The 14,616-nt window shown below is 37.4% G+C and carries 20 protein-coding genes; 1 reads left to right on the top strand and 19 read right to left on the bottom strand.

Features of this window, described 5'->3' with window-relative positions; genetic code table 11:
* Window position 1 precedes the first annotated feature (1 nt).
* From rpmC to iscR, 19 genes are all read right to left on the bottom strand, one after another.
* The gene (gene rpmC, locus B6C99_RS08385) at window positions 2-193 is read right to left on the bottom strand and encodes a 50S ribosomal protein L29 (RefSeq protein WP_034902373.1); all 192 of its coding nucleotides are present in this window, start codon (window positions 191-193) and stop codon (window positions 2-4) included.
* Window positions 194-604 (bottom strand): 50S ribosomal protein L16, encoded by a 411-nt coding sequence (gene rplP / locus B6C99_RS08390; RefSeq protein ID WP_025314389.1) that lies wholly within the window; start codon window positions 602-604, stop codon window positions 194-196.
* A 12-nt stretch (window positions 605-616) separates the two neighbouring features.
* Window positions 617-1,354 carry a 30S ribosomal protein S3 gene (rpsC, locus tag B6C99_RS08395; protein WP_034884234.1) on the bottom strand — a complete coding sequence of 246 codons (738 nt, stop codon included), beginning with the start codon at window positions 1,352-1,354 and terminating at the stop codon, window positions 617-619.
* 14 nt (window positions 1,355-1,368) lie between these two features.
* Window positions 1,369-1,701 carry a 50S ribosomal protein L22 gene (gene rplV / locus B6C99_RS08400; protein WP_034884235.1) on the bottom strand — a complete coding sequence of 111 codons (333 nt, stop codon included), beginning with the start codon at window positions 1,699-1,701 and terminating at the stop codon, window positions 1,369-1,371.
* A 13-nt stretch (window positions 1,702-1,714) separates the two neighbouring features.
* On the bottom strand, window positions 1,715-1,993 hold the full coding sequence (gene rpsS, locus B6C99_RS08405) for a 30S ribosomal protein S19 (protein WP_024496505.1): 279 nt from the start codon (window positions 1,991-1,993) through the stop codon (window positions 1,715-1,717).
* 19 nt (window positions 1,994-2,012) lie between these two features.
* Window positions 2,013-2,837, bottom strand: coding sequence for a 50S ribosomal protein L2 (rplB, locus tag B6C99_RS08410; protein WP_065561019.1), 825 nt, complete (start codon window positions 2,835-2,837; stop codon window positions 2,013-2,015).
* 18 nt (window positions 2,838-2,855) lie between these two features.
* Entirely contained in the window at window positions 2,856-3,158 is a 303-nt protein-coding gene (rplW, locus tag B6C99_RS08415) for a 50S ribosomal protein L23 (protein ID WP_034885052.1), read from the bottom strand.
* Complete coding sequence (gene rplD / locus B6C99_RS08420) at window positions 3,155-3,757, bottom strand: 50S ribosomal protein L4 (protein ID WP_034902381.1); 603 nt, start codon at window positions 3,755-3,757, stop codon at window positions 3,155-3,157. Before rplD ends, rplW begins: the two co-directional genes overlap by 4 nt.
* A gap of 16 nt (window positions 3,758-3,773) precedes the next feature.
* Window positions 3,774-4,400, bottom strand: a complete 627-nt coding sequence (rplC, locus tag B6C99_RS08425; RefSeq protein ID WP_086359419.1) for a 50S ribosomal protein L3 — start codon at window positions 4,398-4,400, stop codon at window positions 3,774-3,776.
* Window positions 4,401-4,431: 31 nt separating this feature from the next.
* Window positions 4,432-4,743 (bottom strand): 30S ribosomal protein S10, encoded by a 312-nt coding sequence (rpsJ, locus tag B6C99_RS08430; protein WP_006120582.1) that lies wholly within the window; start codon window positions 4,741-4,743, stop codon window positions 4,432-4,434.
* Window positions 4,744-5,100: 357 nt separating this feature from the next.
* The gene (locus B6C99_RS08435; protein WP_086359420.1) at window positions 5,101-6,036 is read right to left on the bottom strand and encodes a pseudouridine-5'-phosphate glycosidase; all 936 of its coding nucleotides are present in this window, start codon (window positions 6,034-6,036) and stop codon (window positions 5,101-5,103) included.
* Window positions 6,033-7,124, bottom strand: coding sequence for a PfkB family carbohydrate kinase (locus B6C99_RS08440; RefSeq protein WP_216819431.1), 1,092 nt, complete (start codon window positions 7,122-7,124; stop codon window positions 6,033-6,035). Before B6C99_RS08440 ends, B6C99_RS08435 begins: the two co-directional genes overlap by 4 nt.
* A 168-nt stretch (window positions 7,125-7,292) precedes the next feature.
* The gene (fdx, locus tag B6C99_RS08445) at window positions 7,293-7,631 is read right to left on the bottom strand and encodes an ISC system 2Fe-2S type ferredoxin (RefSeq protein WP_086359422.1); all 339 of its coding nucleotides are present in this window, start codon (window positions 7,629-7,631) and stop codon (window positions 7,293-7,295) included.
* Between the two features lie 14 nt (window positions 7,632-7,645).
* Complete coding sequence (gene hscA, locus B6C99_RS08450) at window positions 7,646-9,505, bottom strand: Fe-S protein assembly chaperone HscA (RefSeq protein ID WP_086359423.1); 1,860 nt, start codon at window positions 9,503-9,505, stop codon at window positions 7,646-7,648.
* A 38-nt stretch (window positions 9,506-9,543) separates the two neighbouring features.
* Window positions 9,544-10,062 (bottom strand): co-chaperone HscB, encoded by a 519-nt coding sequence (hscB, locus tag B6C99_RS08455; protein WP_158092460.1) that lies wholly within the window; start codon window positions 10,060-10,062, stop codon window positions 9,544-9,546.
* Between the two features lie 13 nt (window positions 10,063-10,075).
* A complete protein-coding gene (gene iscA / locus B6C99_RS08460; RefSeq protein WP_086359425.1) occupies window positions 10,076-10,399 on the bottom strand; it encodes an iron-sulfur cluster assembly protein IscA in 324 nt (107 codons plus the stop codon).
* A complete protein-coding gene (gene iscU, locus B6C99_RS08465; protein ID WP_034884104.1) occupies window positions 10,399-10,785 on the bottom strand; it encodes a Fe-S cluster assembly scaffold IscU in 387 nt (128 codons plus the stop codon). The genes iscA and iscU overlap by 1 nt, the downstream gene beginning before the upstream one ends.
* Before the next feature lie 16 nt (window positions 10,786-10,801).
* Window positions 10,802-12,016, bottom strand: coding sequence for an IscS subfamily cysteine desulfurase (locus B6C99_RS08470; RefSeq protein ID WP_065577889.1), 1,215 nt, complete (start codon window positions 12,014-12,016; stop codon window positions 10,802-10,804).
* 30 nt (window positions 12,017-12,046) lie between these two features.
* Window positions 12,047-12,502 carry a Fe-S cluster assembly transcriptional regulator IscR gene (gene iscR / locus B6C99_RS08475; protein WP_065577890.1) on the bottom strand — a complete coding sequence of 152 codons (456 nt, stop codon included), beginning with the start codon at window positions 12,500-12,502 and terminating at the stop codon, window positions 12,047-12,049.
* Between the two features lie 163 nt (window positions 12,503-12,665).
* Here iscR and sltY point away from each other — a divergent pair, with 163 nt between their 5' ends.
* Window positions 12,666-14,606 carry a murein transglycosylase gene (gene sltY / locus B6C99_RS08480; RefSeq protein WP_086359426.1) on the top strand — a complete coding sequence of 647 codons (1,941 nt, stop codon included), beginning with the start codon at window positions 12,666-12,668 and terminating at the stop codon, window positions 14,604-14,606.
* Window positions 14,607-14,616: the final 10 nt, after the last annotated feature.

Genomic DNA, 14,616 nt, shown 5'->3' on the forward strand with positions numbered 1-14,616 from the left:
ATTACGCACCCGCCTTCTCAGTTAATAACGTTTTAACTCGTGCAATATTACGACGCACTTGTTTTAACATATGAGTTTGTGTTAACTGACCTCCAGCTAATTGCATACGTAAGTTAAATTGCTCACGTAATAAATTAAGAAGTTCAGTATTTAACTCTTCAACGCTTTTTTCGCGTAGCTCTTTTGCTTTCATTTACATCACCGTCTTAATCACAAAGGTGGTTTTAATTGGCAGTTTTGCAGCTGCCAACGCAAATGCTTCACGAGCAACTTCTTCCGGTACACCGTCCATTTCATAAAGGACTTTACCTGGTTGAATCTGAGCAACCCAGTATTCAACGTTACCCTTACCTTTACCCATACGCACTTCAAGTGGTTTTTCAGTAATCGGTTTATCAGGGAAAACTCGAATCCAGATTTTACCTTGACGCTTAACTGCACGAGTCATTGCACGACGTGCTGCTTCGATCTGGCGCGCAGTCAAACGACCACGACCCACAGCCTTAAGACCGAATGTACCGAAACTTACATCAGTACTCACAGCAAGACCACGATTGCGGCCCTTGTGCACTTTACGGAATTTTGTACGCTTTGGTTGTAACATCAGCGACGCTCCTTATTGTTTTCGGCCTTTGCGCTGCTTTTTCGGTTGAGCAGCAGGTTGTTTTTCTGCTTGTTCAACGGCAGCCATACCACCAAGGATCTCACCTTTGAAGATCCACACTTTAACACCAATAATACCATAGGTTGTCAATGCTTCTGATAAACCATAGTCGATGTCCGCTCTTAATGTATGTAATGGTACGCGACCTTCACGATACCACTCACTACGAGCAATTTCAGCGCCGCCTAAACGACCACTTACTTCAACTTTGATACCTTTAGCACCCGCCTTCATTGCATTTTGTACCGCACGTTTCATTGCGCGACGGAACATAACACGGCGTTCTAACTGAGAAGTAATACTGTCAGCAACTAATTTTGCGTCTAGTTCTGGTTTACGAACTTCAGCAATATTAATTTGTACTGCAACATCACGTTTCTCTTTTTTGTCTTTGTATTTATTGACAATAGAAGCTACGGCATTACGTAATTTCTCAACGTCCTCACCTTTTTTACCAATCACAATACCTGGACGAGCAGTGTGAATAGTAATGCGAACGTTAGTTTCTGCTGAACGATCGATCACAATTTTAGAGATTGATGCTTGTGCTAACTCTTTATTCAAGAATTCACGCACTCTAAAATCACTTTCTAAATTATCAGCGAATGTCTTTGTACCCGAATACCATGTAGATGTCCAAGGCTTGACGATGCCTAGTCGGATACCATTTGGATTTACTTTTTGACCCATTGCTATTCTCCAGCCTAGCGATCTGAGACGATCACGGTGATGTGACTCGTACGCTTCAAAATTCGATCTGCACGACCTTTTGCACGAGGCATAATACGCTTCATGGTTGGGCCTTCGTCTACGAAAATTTTCGCAACTTTTAGATCATCAATATCAGCACCATCGTTATGCTCTGCATTAGCAATAGCAGACTCTAATACTTTTTTAACAAGTACAGCCGCTTTTTTATTGGTGTACGTTAAAATATCAAGTGCCTGAGACACTTTTTTACCGCGAACAAGATCTGCAACTAAGCGAACTTTTTGTGCAGAAGAACGAGCGTGGCGGTACTTTGCAATTGTTTCCATCTCTTTCTCCTACTTATTTCTTCTTAGCTTTCTTATCCGCAGCGTGGCCGCGATAAGTACGAGTCGGCGCGAATTCACCTAATTTATGACCAACCATTTCGTCGGAAACATAAACAGGAACGTGCTGACGACCATTATGGACAGCGATGGTCAATCCGATCATGTTAGGAAAGATCGTTGAACGACGGGACCAAGTACGAATTGGTTTCTTGTCCCCGCTTTCCACCGCTTTCTCTACCTTCTTCAGCAAGTGTAGGTCAATAAAAGGACCCTTCTTGAGAGAACGTGGCATAGCTAATCCTCTATATTAATTATTTCTTATTGCGACGGCGAACAATATACTTATCAGTACGTTTGTTGCTGCGCGTTTTCAATCCTTTGGCTTTTTGACCCCATGGAGACACAGGATGTTTACCAAAGTTACGACCTTCACCACCACCATGTGGATGGTCTACCGGGTTCATTGCTGTACCACGAACAGTAGGACGAACACCGCGCCAACGCGTTGCACCCGCTTTACCTAGTACGCGAAGCATATGTTCTGAGTTACCCACTTCACCGATAGTGGCGCGGCAATCAGATAATACTTTACGCATTTCACCTGAACGTAGACGTAATGTTACATAAGCACCATCACGCGCAACGATTTGAACATAACTACCAGCAGAGCGAGCAAGTTGTCCGCCTTTACCTGGTTTCATTTCAATATTATGCACGGTAGAACCTACTGGAATATTACGCATCGGTAAACAGTTACCTGTTTTAATCGCTGCATCAACACCAGATTGGATCTGATCACCTGCTTTTAAGCCTTTAGGCGCTAAAATATAACGACGTTCACCGTCTTTATATAGAACCAATGCAATATTTGCACTACGGTTCGGATCATATTCCAAACGTTCAACAACTGCTGGAATACCATCTTTATTACGCTTAAAGTCGACAATACGATAATGTTGTTTATGACCACCACCGATATGACGGGTAGTGATACGACCATTATTATTGCGACCACCAGTTTTGCTTTTTGAATCAAGCAACGGTGCATAAGGCTTACCTTTATGCAACTCTGGGTTAACCACTTTAACAACGTGGCGACGACCCGGAGATGTAGGTTTACACTTAACAACTGCCATTGTTCTTACTCCTCCGAATTACTCAGCGACGCCAGCAAGGTCTAAATTTTGACCTTCTGCTAAAGTAACGTAAGCTTTTTTCCAGTCGCTACGGCGACCGATTTGTTGACCACGACGTTTTACTTTGCCTTTAACAACAAGAGTATTAACGTCATCTACTTTGACTTCAAATAGTTGTTCAACTGCGGCTTTAATCTCTCTCTTAGTAGCATCTTTAGCAACTTTCAATACTAATGTATTTGTTTTTTCCATTGAAATAGATGCTTTTTCAGAAACATGTGGTGCTCGCAGGACTTTAAGCAGACGCTCTTCACGAATCATGCTAACATCTCCTCTACTTGTTTAACGGCATCAACAGTGATAACCACTTTGTCAAATGCAATCAAACTAACTGGATCAATACCTGCCACATCACGCACATCAACTTTATATAAGTTACGTGCTGCTAAGAAAAGATTTTCATCAACTTCAGAGGTAATGATTAGAACATCTTTTAGGTTCATGTCATTTAATTTCTGAGTTAATAATTTAGTCTTAGGTGCTTCAACAGTAAATGTTTCAACCACGATTAAACGTTCTTGACGCACTAATTCAGAGAAAATACTCTTTAATGCACCACGATACATTTTACGGTTAACTTTTTGGCTATGATCTTGTGGTTTTGCTGCAAATGTTACACCACCACTACGCCAGATTGGGCTCTTAATAGAACCTGAACGAGCACGACCTGTGCCTTTTTGACGCCATGGTTTTTTGCCTGAACCAGCGATTTCTGCACGAGTTTTTTGTGCGCGAGAGCCTTGACGAGCAGCAGATGCATAAGCAACAACTACTTGGTGAACTAACGCTTCATTAAACTCACGTCCGAAGGTAGTTTCGGAAACAGAAAGCGCTTGCGCGTCTTTTACTACTAATTCCATCTCTATCTCCTCGACGTTAAGCCTTGATTGCCGGTTTAACAATTACGTCACTATTGATCGCGCCTGGTACTGCACCTTTAATTAATAAAAGGTTACGTTCAGCATCAACACGTACAATATCTAAGTTTTGAACAGTTACACGTTCATTACCTAAGTGACCTGCCATTTTACGACCTTTGAACACTTTACCTGGAGTTTGGTTTTGACCAATAGAGCCATGACCACGGTGTGCCAAAGAGTTACCATGCGTAGCATCTTGAGTGCGGAAATTCCAACGTTTAGTTACGCCAGCGAAACCTTTACCTTTAGATGTACCAGTAACATCAACTTTTTTAACGTCTGCGAAAATATCAACGTTAATGCTTTGACCTACAGTATATTCGCCTTCTTCAAAACGGAATTCCCATAGACCACGACCAGCTTCAACGCCAGCCTTAGCGAAATGACCTGCTTCAGGTTTGTTTACGCGGCTTGCTTTTTTGCTGCCAGTAGTAACCTGAATAGCTTGATAACCGTCATTTTCAAGTGTTTTAACTTGAGTAACGCGGTTGCTTTGAACTTCAACTACGGTGACAGGAATAGAAACACCCTCTTCGGTGAAGATTCGTGTCATTCCTACTTTACGACCGATTAAACCAATCATTGTTTCGACCTCTCAATCATTCAGCTTAGGATTAACCTAAACTGATCTGCACATCAACACCGGCAGCAAGATCTAGACGCATTAAAGCATCAACTGTTTTTTCAGTTGGCTCTACAATATCAACTAGACGTTTATGAGTGCGAATCTCATATTGATCACGCGCATCTTTATTAACGTGCGGAGAAATCAATACTGTGAAACGCTCTTTGCGTGTCGGTAATGGAATAGGACCACGAACTTGTGCGCCAGTGCGCTTCGCAGTTTCTACAATTTCAGCAGTTGATTGATCAATCAAACGATGATCAAACGCTTTTAACCGGATACGGATTCTTTGGTTCGACATGAGACCAGAGCTCCACTATTTAAAAGTTATAACAAAAGATTACTCCTCTTGCCCTGTTTCGATTGACAGGAGAGTGTAATCCGTTCTTTTCGTAACCCCCAAATCGGGGATATTGTTGATATAATTCAATATTTTTACATAAAGACTATATCTTTTTACGCATTTGTTTATTGAACAATCAGCAAACAAAGTGCGACAATTATACGGGATTTATTTGCTAATGCAAGGAGTAATTATAAAAACTTGTGTATAATTATCTAATTGATTAGCTAATAATGAAACAGTAATCATAGTGATGCTGTTTCATTATTTAAAAGCAGTTTAGATTACAAAATACAATCTTTATTTGCATTAAATTTATTTACTATTGCAATAATTCATCGCAATTTCAGAAGCTAATTTTGCATTATTAAAGACTAGGTTGATATTTGCTTCTAAACTATCACCACCAGTTAATTCCACCACTTTTGCCAATAAAAATGGGGTAGTTTCTTTACCTTTAATGCCTTGTTCAACTGATTCTTTTAATGCTTTTTCAATTGCTGTTGAAATTAACTCTTCATCCATTGCATATTCTGATGGAATAGGATTAGCAACTACAACTCCACCATTTAAGCCTAAATCCCATTTTACCTTAATCATTTCAGCTATTTGTTTTGCACTATCTAGTTTGACACTAACATCAAATGGGCTGGTTCGACTAAAGAATGATGGTAGTTTATCAGTTTGATAGCCAACCACAGGAACACCAAATGTTTCTAGATATTCCATAGTTAAACCTAAATCTAAAATTGATTTAGCACCAGCACAAACAACTGCAACACTAGTATTCGCAAGTTCTTGGAGATCGGCTGAAATATCAAATGTATGTTCTGCCCCACGATGAACACCACCTAGACCACCGGTTGCAAACACACGAATACCGGCTAATTCAGCGATAATCATAGTTGCTGCAACGGTAGTTGCACCATTTTGTTTATTAGCTACAACTACTGGTAAATCTCGACGACTCACTTTAGTTACATTTAATCCTTCTTTACCAAGAATTGTTATCTCTTCTTTTGACAAACCAGCTTTTAAACGACCATTAATTACAGCAATAGTGGCAGGTATCGCGCCATTTTTTCTGACAATTTCTTCTACTTTTAATGCCGTTTCAACATTTTGTGGATATGGCATACCATGTGAAATAATGGTAGATTCTAATGCCACAACCGGTTGATTATTTTCAAGAGCTTGTTTAACTTCAGGCGAAATATCAAGATATTGATTATATTTAGACACATTGTTCATGAAAGGGACTCCAAAATATTTTGAACACAATTAATTGATAAATTAGGATTATTAGTAAATTCAGATGATAATGTTAATGCCGAACAAGCTTGACCAAATCGCACACTTTGATAAAAACTCAGTCCATTCAAGTAACCTTGAACAAGCCCTGCAAGCATGGCATCACCAGCACCAGTAACGCTGACAATATCAGTTGGAATGGATGCAGACCAACCACGATCACCATTGATTTCGCTATAATAAACACCATCAGCACCAGCACTAATTGCAATTCGTTGCACACCTTGCTGATGGAACCAGTCAACCACTTTAGGAATATCGTCATTGGTTTCGATTTTTATTCCACTTAAAATTTCAGCTTCTAATCGGTTAGGTTTTAAAGTATGAATATATGACAACCAAGGTTTAATCTTATGAGATTTAAATGCAGATACAGTATCAACAAAAATAGGCACTTCTCCTGCATTATTAAACAGCCATGTTAATGCTTCTTGTTGCAAATTACAGTCGATAACCAGTAATTTAGCATGCTGAATTAACTGCTTAGATTCATTTAATAAACTTGGTGTTAGCTTGTTAATAATATCCATATCATTAATAGCTATCACCATTTCTCCTGATTCATCAAGCAGAGAGAGGTAAGTTGAAGTACTATCGCCTTTTATTACATGGCAATGCTCCATATTAACACCTGCTTTTCGGGTATGTTCAATAAGCTGGGCACCATAAAAATCATCACCGATCATTGAGATAAGATGGGTATCAAGTCCTAAAAGCGCCAAATTTTCAGCAATATTTCGCCCCACACCACCAGGAGTACAACGAATCTTACCTGGATTAGAATCTTGATAAACTAATTTTTCATCTGAATATCCAGTCACATCCATGTTACAAGAACCAACAACAACTACATGATTATGTTCAGACAAAAGATAACCTTTTCCTTTTATATAACCTTTTTGAGTCAAAGTCATAATGTAACCAGCGACACTAGAACGGGTAATTCCTAACATTTCAGCAATCGCTTGTTGTTGGATGAAGGGATCTTTGCGAATAATCGTGAGGATCTGCTTTTCTCTTTTATTCATAAACACCTGTTTATTTTTAAGCATATGTTTAGACTACGACTATATCAGAATCGTTATTAAGTTAAAAGCAGTTAAGTAAATTAGGTAAAGAAAATGTGATAATTATCACAAGCAAAAAATTTGAGGAAAGGGGTTTTTACAGAATGATGTCGCCATCAAGGCGACTAATTAATGATCTTCTTTAGCATGATTTAGGCTATATCTTGGGATTTCCACTTCAAGATCTTCATTGGTCACCCTAGCTTGGCAACTTAAACGACTATGAGGCTCGACACCCCAAGCTTTGTCTAGCATATCATCTTCTTGTTCATCACTTTCTTCAAGTGAGTCAAATCCTTTTCGAACAATACAATGACAAGTTGAACATGCACAAGACATTTCACAAGCATGTTCTATTTCGATGTCATTGCGCAAAGCGACTTCTAAAATGGATTCGCCTTCTTCTGCCTCTACAGTTTTTCCTTCAGGGCAAAGATCGGCATTTGGTAAAAAGGTAATTTTTGGCATAATAATCTCATTGGTTAAATATCATCAACGCTATGCCCAGTTAAGGCATCACGTATTGATCTATTCATACGTTTAGCAGCAAATGTTTGTGTTGCGTTATCAACAATCTTTATTTGCTGCTCAATCAAAGAACAATCATCAGATTCCGTTGCTTGTTGCAGTTGTTGTTTAGCATTCAAGATAAGATTAAGTTCTTCTTCATCTAATAAATCAGCATCTTTATCTAGTGCAGATTGTAATGTTTCAAGTACTCTGGCTGCCTCTACTTTCTGTTCGGCGAGCTTTCTTAGTTGTTTATCTTGATTTGCATAATTGATTGAATCTTGAATCATGCTAGCAATTTCATGTTCAGACAGTCCATAAGAAGGCTTAACTTGAATCGCCGCCTCAACTCCTGTCGATTTTTCCATTGCCGTAACACTCAATAAACCATCAGCATCGACTTGAAAGGTAACTCGAATATGCGCACCACCTGCTGGCATAGGAGGGATCCCTCGCAAAGTAAATTTTGCTAACGAACGGCAATCGGCAACACTTTCTCGTTCACCTTGCAAAACATGAATCATCATCGCCGTTTGGCCATCTTTAAATGTGGTAAACTCTTGTGCTCGAGCGCATGGAATTGTGCTATTACGAGGAATAATTTTTTCAACTAATTCCCCCATAGTTTCAATCCCTAATGATAAAGGAATAACATCCAGCAATAACATGTCTGAATCAGATTTATTGCCAACCAATATATCAGCTTGAATTGCTGCGCCAATAGCAACAACTTTATCAGGATCAATCGACGTTAATGGTTCTGTCTTGAAATAGTCACCAACTAATTGCCTTACTAATGGCACTCGAGTTGAACCACCGACCATCACTACTTCACTAACTTGATCAAAATCAATTTGCGCATCTTTCAACGCTCGGCGACAAACAGCCAATGTTCGTTTAACTAGAGGCTCAATTAAGCCTTCAAATTGTTTACGAGTTATTGTGAAAGACTGCCCTTCTATATTGACTAAAGCAGAATCTTGCTGACTTAGTGCAATTTTAATTTTAACAGCTTCATCAATAATTTTCTGGTTTATATATGGGTCAGAATTGTTATTTAAACCTAACTGTGTTTTTAAAAAATCAGCAAGTAATCGGTCAAAATCATCACCACCAAGTGCTGAATCGCCTCCAGTTGCTAAAACTTCAAATACACCTTTATGTAGGCGTAAAATAGAGATATCAAATGTACCACCACCTAAATCATAAACAGCAATAACACCTTCTTTACCTGAATCTAAGCCATAAGCGATAGCAGCAGCTGTTGGTTCATTCAGTAATCTTAAAACATGTAATCCGGCTAATTTAGCTGCATCCTTAGTTGCTTGTCTTTGCGCATCATCAAAATAAGCTGGAACTGTTATTACTGCACCATCAATCTCACCACCTAAGCTTTGTTTAGCTCGATCAACCAAAGCAATCAAAATCTCAGCTGAAACTTGTACTGGATTAACTTGTTGATTAGGTAAATTTAATAAAGGAACACCATTATCAGTTTGTGAAAAAGTATAAGGAAAGCGCGAACTATCAATATCAGTTAAGCTCCTTCCCATTAAGCGTTTTACGGAACTAACCGTATTAAATGGATCATTGGCTGCATTAGTTTTAGCATTTTTACCGACCGTAATAATAGTATTATCATCATGGTCTAGGCCATAATGCACAACAGATGGTAATAATGCATTACCGTCTAAATCAGGCAAAACTTCCGCTTGCCCGCTACGAACTGTTGCCACTAAAGAATTAGTTGTACCTAGATCTATGCCAATAGCTAATCGACGTTGATGAGGTTCTGGTGTTTGTCCCGGTTCACTAATCTGTAATAATACCATTTGATCTATCTCTAGTTGATGTGTTACTTAATCTTAAATTATAAAGCAAATTGCTTATCTTGTAACTTTTCGATCTGTTCAATCAATCTAGCCAGATAACGGATTTTATAGATTTGATTAACTGCACTTTGCCAATCTTGTTGGGACATATGTTGCAATAGCTGATGATAGACTTGCTTTTTTCGATGCGAAATTTCCGAATGAAAATCATCTAACAGATCAATATTATTCTGATTTTCAATATCGTCCAATTTTTCACGTAAACTAAATTGTTCCATTAAGAAATCAGCATCATGAATAATATTTTGCTCTGTTGCCACATCAAAACCTTGCAAAGATAAAAAATATTCAGCCGCTTTTATCGGATTTTTCAGGGTCTGATAACCATCATTGATCATCGCTGATTTCTGAATAATGGCCACTTTTTCATTATCATTTGCATTGGCAAAGTTATCGGGATGATATTGACGTTGCAATTGTTGATAATTGGCCGTTAACTGACCACTATCAATAGGTAATTGGATTGGTAATTGAAATAATTCAAAGTAATTAATCACAATTCATGTCCCATTAAACATTGAAGCTTTCGCCACAACCACATTCATTGCTAGCGTTAGGGTTATTGAATTTAAAGCCTTCATTTAGACCTTCTTTGACAAAATCAAGCTCTGTTCCATCAATATAAACTAAGCTCTTTTTGTCAACGATAACTTTGACATCCTTATCTTCAAAAACACTATCATCATCATTAATAATATCAGCAAATTCTATTACATAAGCCATTCCCGAACAGCCAGAAGTTTTAACACCTAACCGAAGCCCAACACCTTTACCTCTGTTAGCTAAAAAGGCCTGAACTCGATTTGCTGCGCTATCAGTTAATGTAATTGCCATTAACGTTGTCCTTTTTTAGTTTTATAGTCATCAATTGCTGCTTTGATGGCGTCTTCAGCTAAAATTGAACAATGAATTTTAACCGGAGGTAAAGCTAATTCTTTTGCTATATCAGTATTTTTGATTGCTTCAGCTTCATCTAATGATTTACCTTTAATCCACTCAGTCACTAATGAACTTGAGGCAATTGCACTACCGCAGCCATAAGTTTTAAATTTGGCATCTTCAATAATGCCATCATCATTAACTTTAATTTGTAATCGCATTACATCGCCACATGCTGGTGCACCAACCATACCACTACCAACATTTGGATCATTTTGATCGAAAGAACCAACATTGCGAGGATTTTCATAATGATCGACGACTTTTTCACTGTATGCCATAATTTACTCCTAATTTTTAATGGGCTGACCATTTAATTTTTGTTAAATCAACACCATCTTTAAACATTTCCCAAAGCGGAGAAAGATCTCTTAATTTACCGATAGAATCTTTGATTAATTTGATTACATAATCTACTTCTTCTTCAGTACTAAATCGACCAAATGAAAATCTTATTGAACTATGGGCTAGTTCATCATTAAGTCCTAGCGCTCGTAATACATAAGATGGTTCTAAACTTGCAGAAGTACATGCTGAACCAGATGATACTGCTAAATCTTTCAGCGCCATCATGAGCGACTCACCTTCAATATAAGCAAAACTTACATTTAAAATGTTAGCCACACCATGCTCTAATGAACCATTAAGATAGACTTCTTCAATATCTTTTAATCCATTCCATAAACGAGTTTTTAGTGCTAAAAGACGTGGCATTTCTGTTGCCATCTCTTCTTTTGCTATACGGTATGCTTCACCCATACCCACAATTTGGTGTACCGGTAAAGTACCAGAACGCATACCGCGTTCATGTCCACCACCATGCATTTGGGCTTCAATACGTACTCGCGGTTTACGTCTAACATAAAGTCCACCAATGCCTTTTGGTCCATAGATCTTATGTCCAGAAAACGACATAAGATCAACTTTTAATTTGGTTAAGTCTATCGGTAATTTACCAACACTTTGAGTTGCATCAACATGAAATACAATACCTCTTTCACGACACATTTCACCGATTTTTTCGATATCCTGAATAACACCAGTTTCATTATTAACGTGCATAATTGATACAACAGTTGTGTCATTACGCATCGCTGCAGCCAGTTTATCAAGATCAAGAATACCATTTGATTCTGGTGCTAAATAAGTCACTTCATAACCTTCTCGTTCTAATTGACGACAAGTATCAAGCACTGCTTTATGTTCAGTTTTACAGGTAATAATATGTTTACCTTTAGCATGATTAAAATGTGCCGCACCTTTAATGGCTAAGTTATCTGCTTCTGTCGCACCTGAAGTAAATACAATTTCACGTGAATCGGCACCAATTAAGTCAGCAATTTGATTTCGTGCAATATCAACTGCTTCTTCTGCTTGCCAACCAAATTTATGTGAACGAGAAGCGGGATTACCAAAAACACCATCGGGTGTTAAATACTGCATCATTTTTTCAGCTACTCTTGGATCTACAGGCGTTGTTGCTGCATAATCCATATAAATAGGTAATTTCATTAATTACTCCCAATTACAAATTCTGTATTTTTAATTAATTCTGTTTTGATGAAGATGACTTTGTCGATTAGAGACGGCTTTCACTTCTTGATTATTAACCAATTCGCTTAAAGTGATGCTGGTCAAAAAATCATTGATTCGTTCACTTAAGTCATTCCATAAGCTATGGGTAAGGCATCTTACACCGTTTTGACATCCGGTATTACCGTGGCATTTAGTCGCATGAACAGTTTCATCAACAGCTTTTACAATTGAGCTAATCGCAATTTGCTCCATACTACGGCCAAGTACATAACCACCACCAGGACCTCTAACACTTGAAACTAAACCATTTTTACGCAATCGCGAAAACAGTTGTTCTAAATAAGATAGTGAGATTTCCTGACGTTCTGAAATATCAGCAAGTGAAACAGGGCCTGATTCTGAATGCAGTGCTACATCTAACATAGCTGTCACTGCATATCGCCCTTTTGATGTCAATTTCATTAATCATTCCCCTATATTTAACAGTAAATATTTTATATATCCTTTACTTTTAGTCAAGTATTTAGTTGACTATTTTAGTGGGAATTAAGTTATCAGTTCTTCATCGACGAAATATACGGGAATATGCTAATCTAATAAGCTAATTTGATACAGGAGTTTAAGAATGAATTTAGTAATACGTTGGTGTTTGATATTAAGCATACTTTGGGCTAGAAGTGTGTTTGCGGAGCCTACTTTGAATGATTTGCGACAAAATTATCAAAAGTGGCAAAATACTTATCAATCATTAACTTTTGATGAACAACAAACATTACTAAAACAATTAAAAAACTATCCACTATACCCTTATGCTGCCGTGCAATTTTTTCAAAATAATATTACAACAGTAACACCACAAGCAGTGAGTGATTTTGCAAAAAAATATCACGATTTCCCATTAACATCGTCATTAACTCAAGCTTATATAACTGAGCTGGCTAATCGTCAAGACTGGAATGCTATTATCACTTTTCCTATAGATAATTCTATTGCCTCTAATTGCCGACAACAGTATGCAAAAATACAGCAACATCAAGACAAATCTGTGTTAGATAATGTCGAATCTCTATGGTTAACGGGTAAAGAATTGCCTTCAGCTTGTGATCCTTTATTAGATGAATGGTCAAAAAGTGGTAAACGCACAACAAATCTTATTTTGTTACGCATAGAATTAGCTCTGGAAAACAACAATTTAAAGTTAGCTCGCCATTTAACTAATTTACTAGATGATAACTATCAAACAACCAAAAATCATTTATTAGCTATTTTTGATAACCCGCGAAAAATAGAAGATTTTTCTAGAAATATTAAAACGAGTACCTTCACCCAAAAAATTGTCTTAGCATCTTACCCTCGGTTAGTTAAAGCCGACAAAAATGCGGCTGCGACATTATTACCACAACTAATTAAAAAACAAAATTTCACTGATGATGAGCAAATTAGATTACAACAAAGTTTAGCCAATAGTTATTTTAGTGATTCAGCAACCGCAGAACAGATCAAATGGCGGGATAATTATATTAGCAAAAGTCACGATTCAACTTTAGTTGAAAAACGTATTCGCATGGCTATTGATGCTAATAATTACAAAGATATTGCACATTGGCTAAAACAATTAACCCCAGAAGATCAATTAAAAGAAGAGTGGCAATACTGGCACGCTCGGGTATTACTCAATAACAATAAAACTAATGAAGCAAAACATATCTTAAAAAGTTTAACTAATAAACGTGGTTTTTATGGAATGGTAAGTGCACAAACTCTTAATCAACCATATAGTATCAATAATTTATCGAAAAAGATCCCGAGTACAGAAGTCAATACACTAAAAACCAAGTATGACCAGCAACCATATGTGATTAGAATCAAAGAATTAAGATTATTAGGCATGTTAGCGGAGTCAAAACAAGAATGGCGATATGTACTTAAAAACCAAGCAGCAGAAAATGAATATTTAGATTTAGCTAAATACGCTTATCAGAAAGGTTGGGGAGAACTAAGTATACAAGCAACAATATCAGGTAAATTATGGGATAATTGGACTGAACGCCTACCTATTATGTATAAAAACTTATATAATGATGCCTTGAAAGATAAAGCGATTCCATTATCTTATGCTTTAGCAATAACTCGGCAAGAAAGTGCATTTGACACAATGATACAATCTCCAGTTGGAGCCAGTGGTTTAATGCAATTAATGCCATCAACAGCTAAGGAAACAGCCAAAAAAATCAGTAATATTACCTATTATTCACCAAGCCAACTATTTGAACCGACAACGAATATACAGTTAGGCACTTATTTTTTAAATAGCGTTTATTTACAAAATGATAACAATCGTATTTTATCCTCGGCGGCATATAATGCTGGTCCTGGCCGAGTAAAAAAATGGTTGAATAATAGTAATGGAAAACTTGATGCTATCGCATTTATTGAAAGTATTCCCTTTAATGAAACTCGAAATTATGTCAAAAGTGTATTAGTTTATGATTATATTTACCAATATATTTTAGGAAATCAACACCCTCATATACTAACAACAAACGAATTTAATAGACAATATTAATGGTGCATTA

The organism is Gilliamella sp. N-G2 (assembly GCF_002142215.1).
Lineage (GTDB): Bacteria > Pseudomonadota > Gammaproteobacteria > Enterobacterales > Orbaceae > Gilliamella.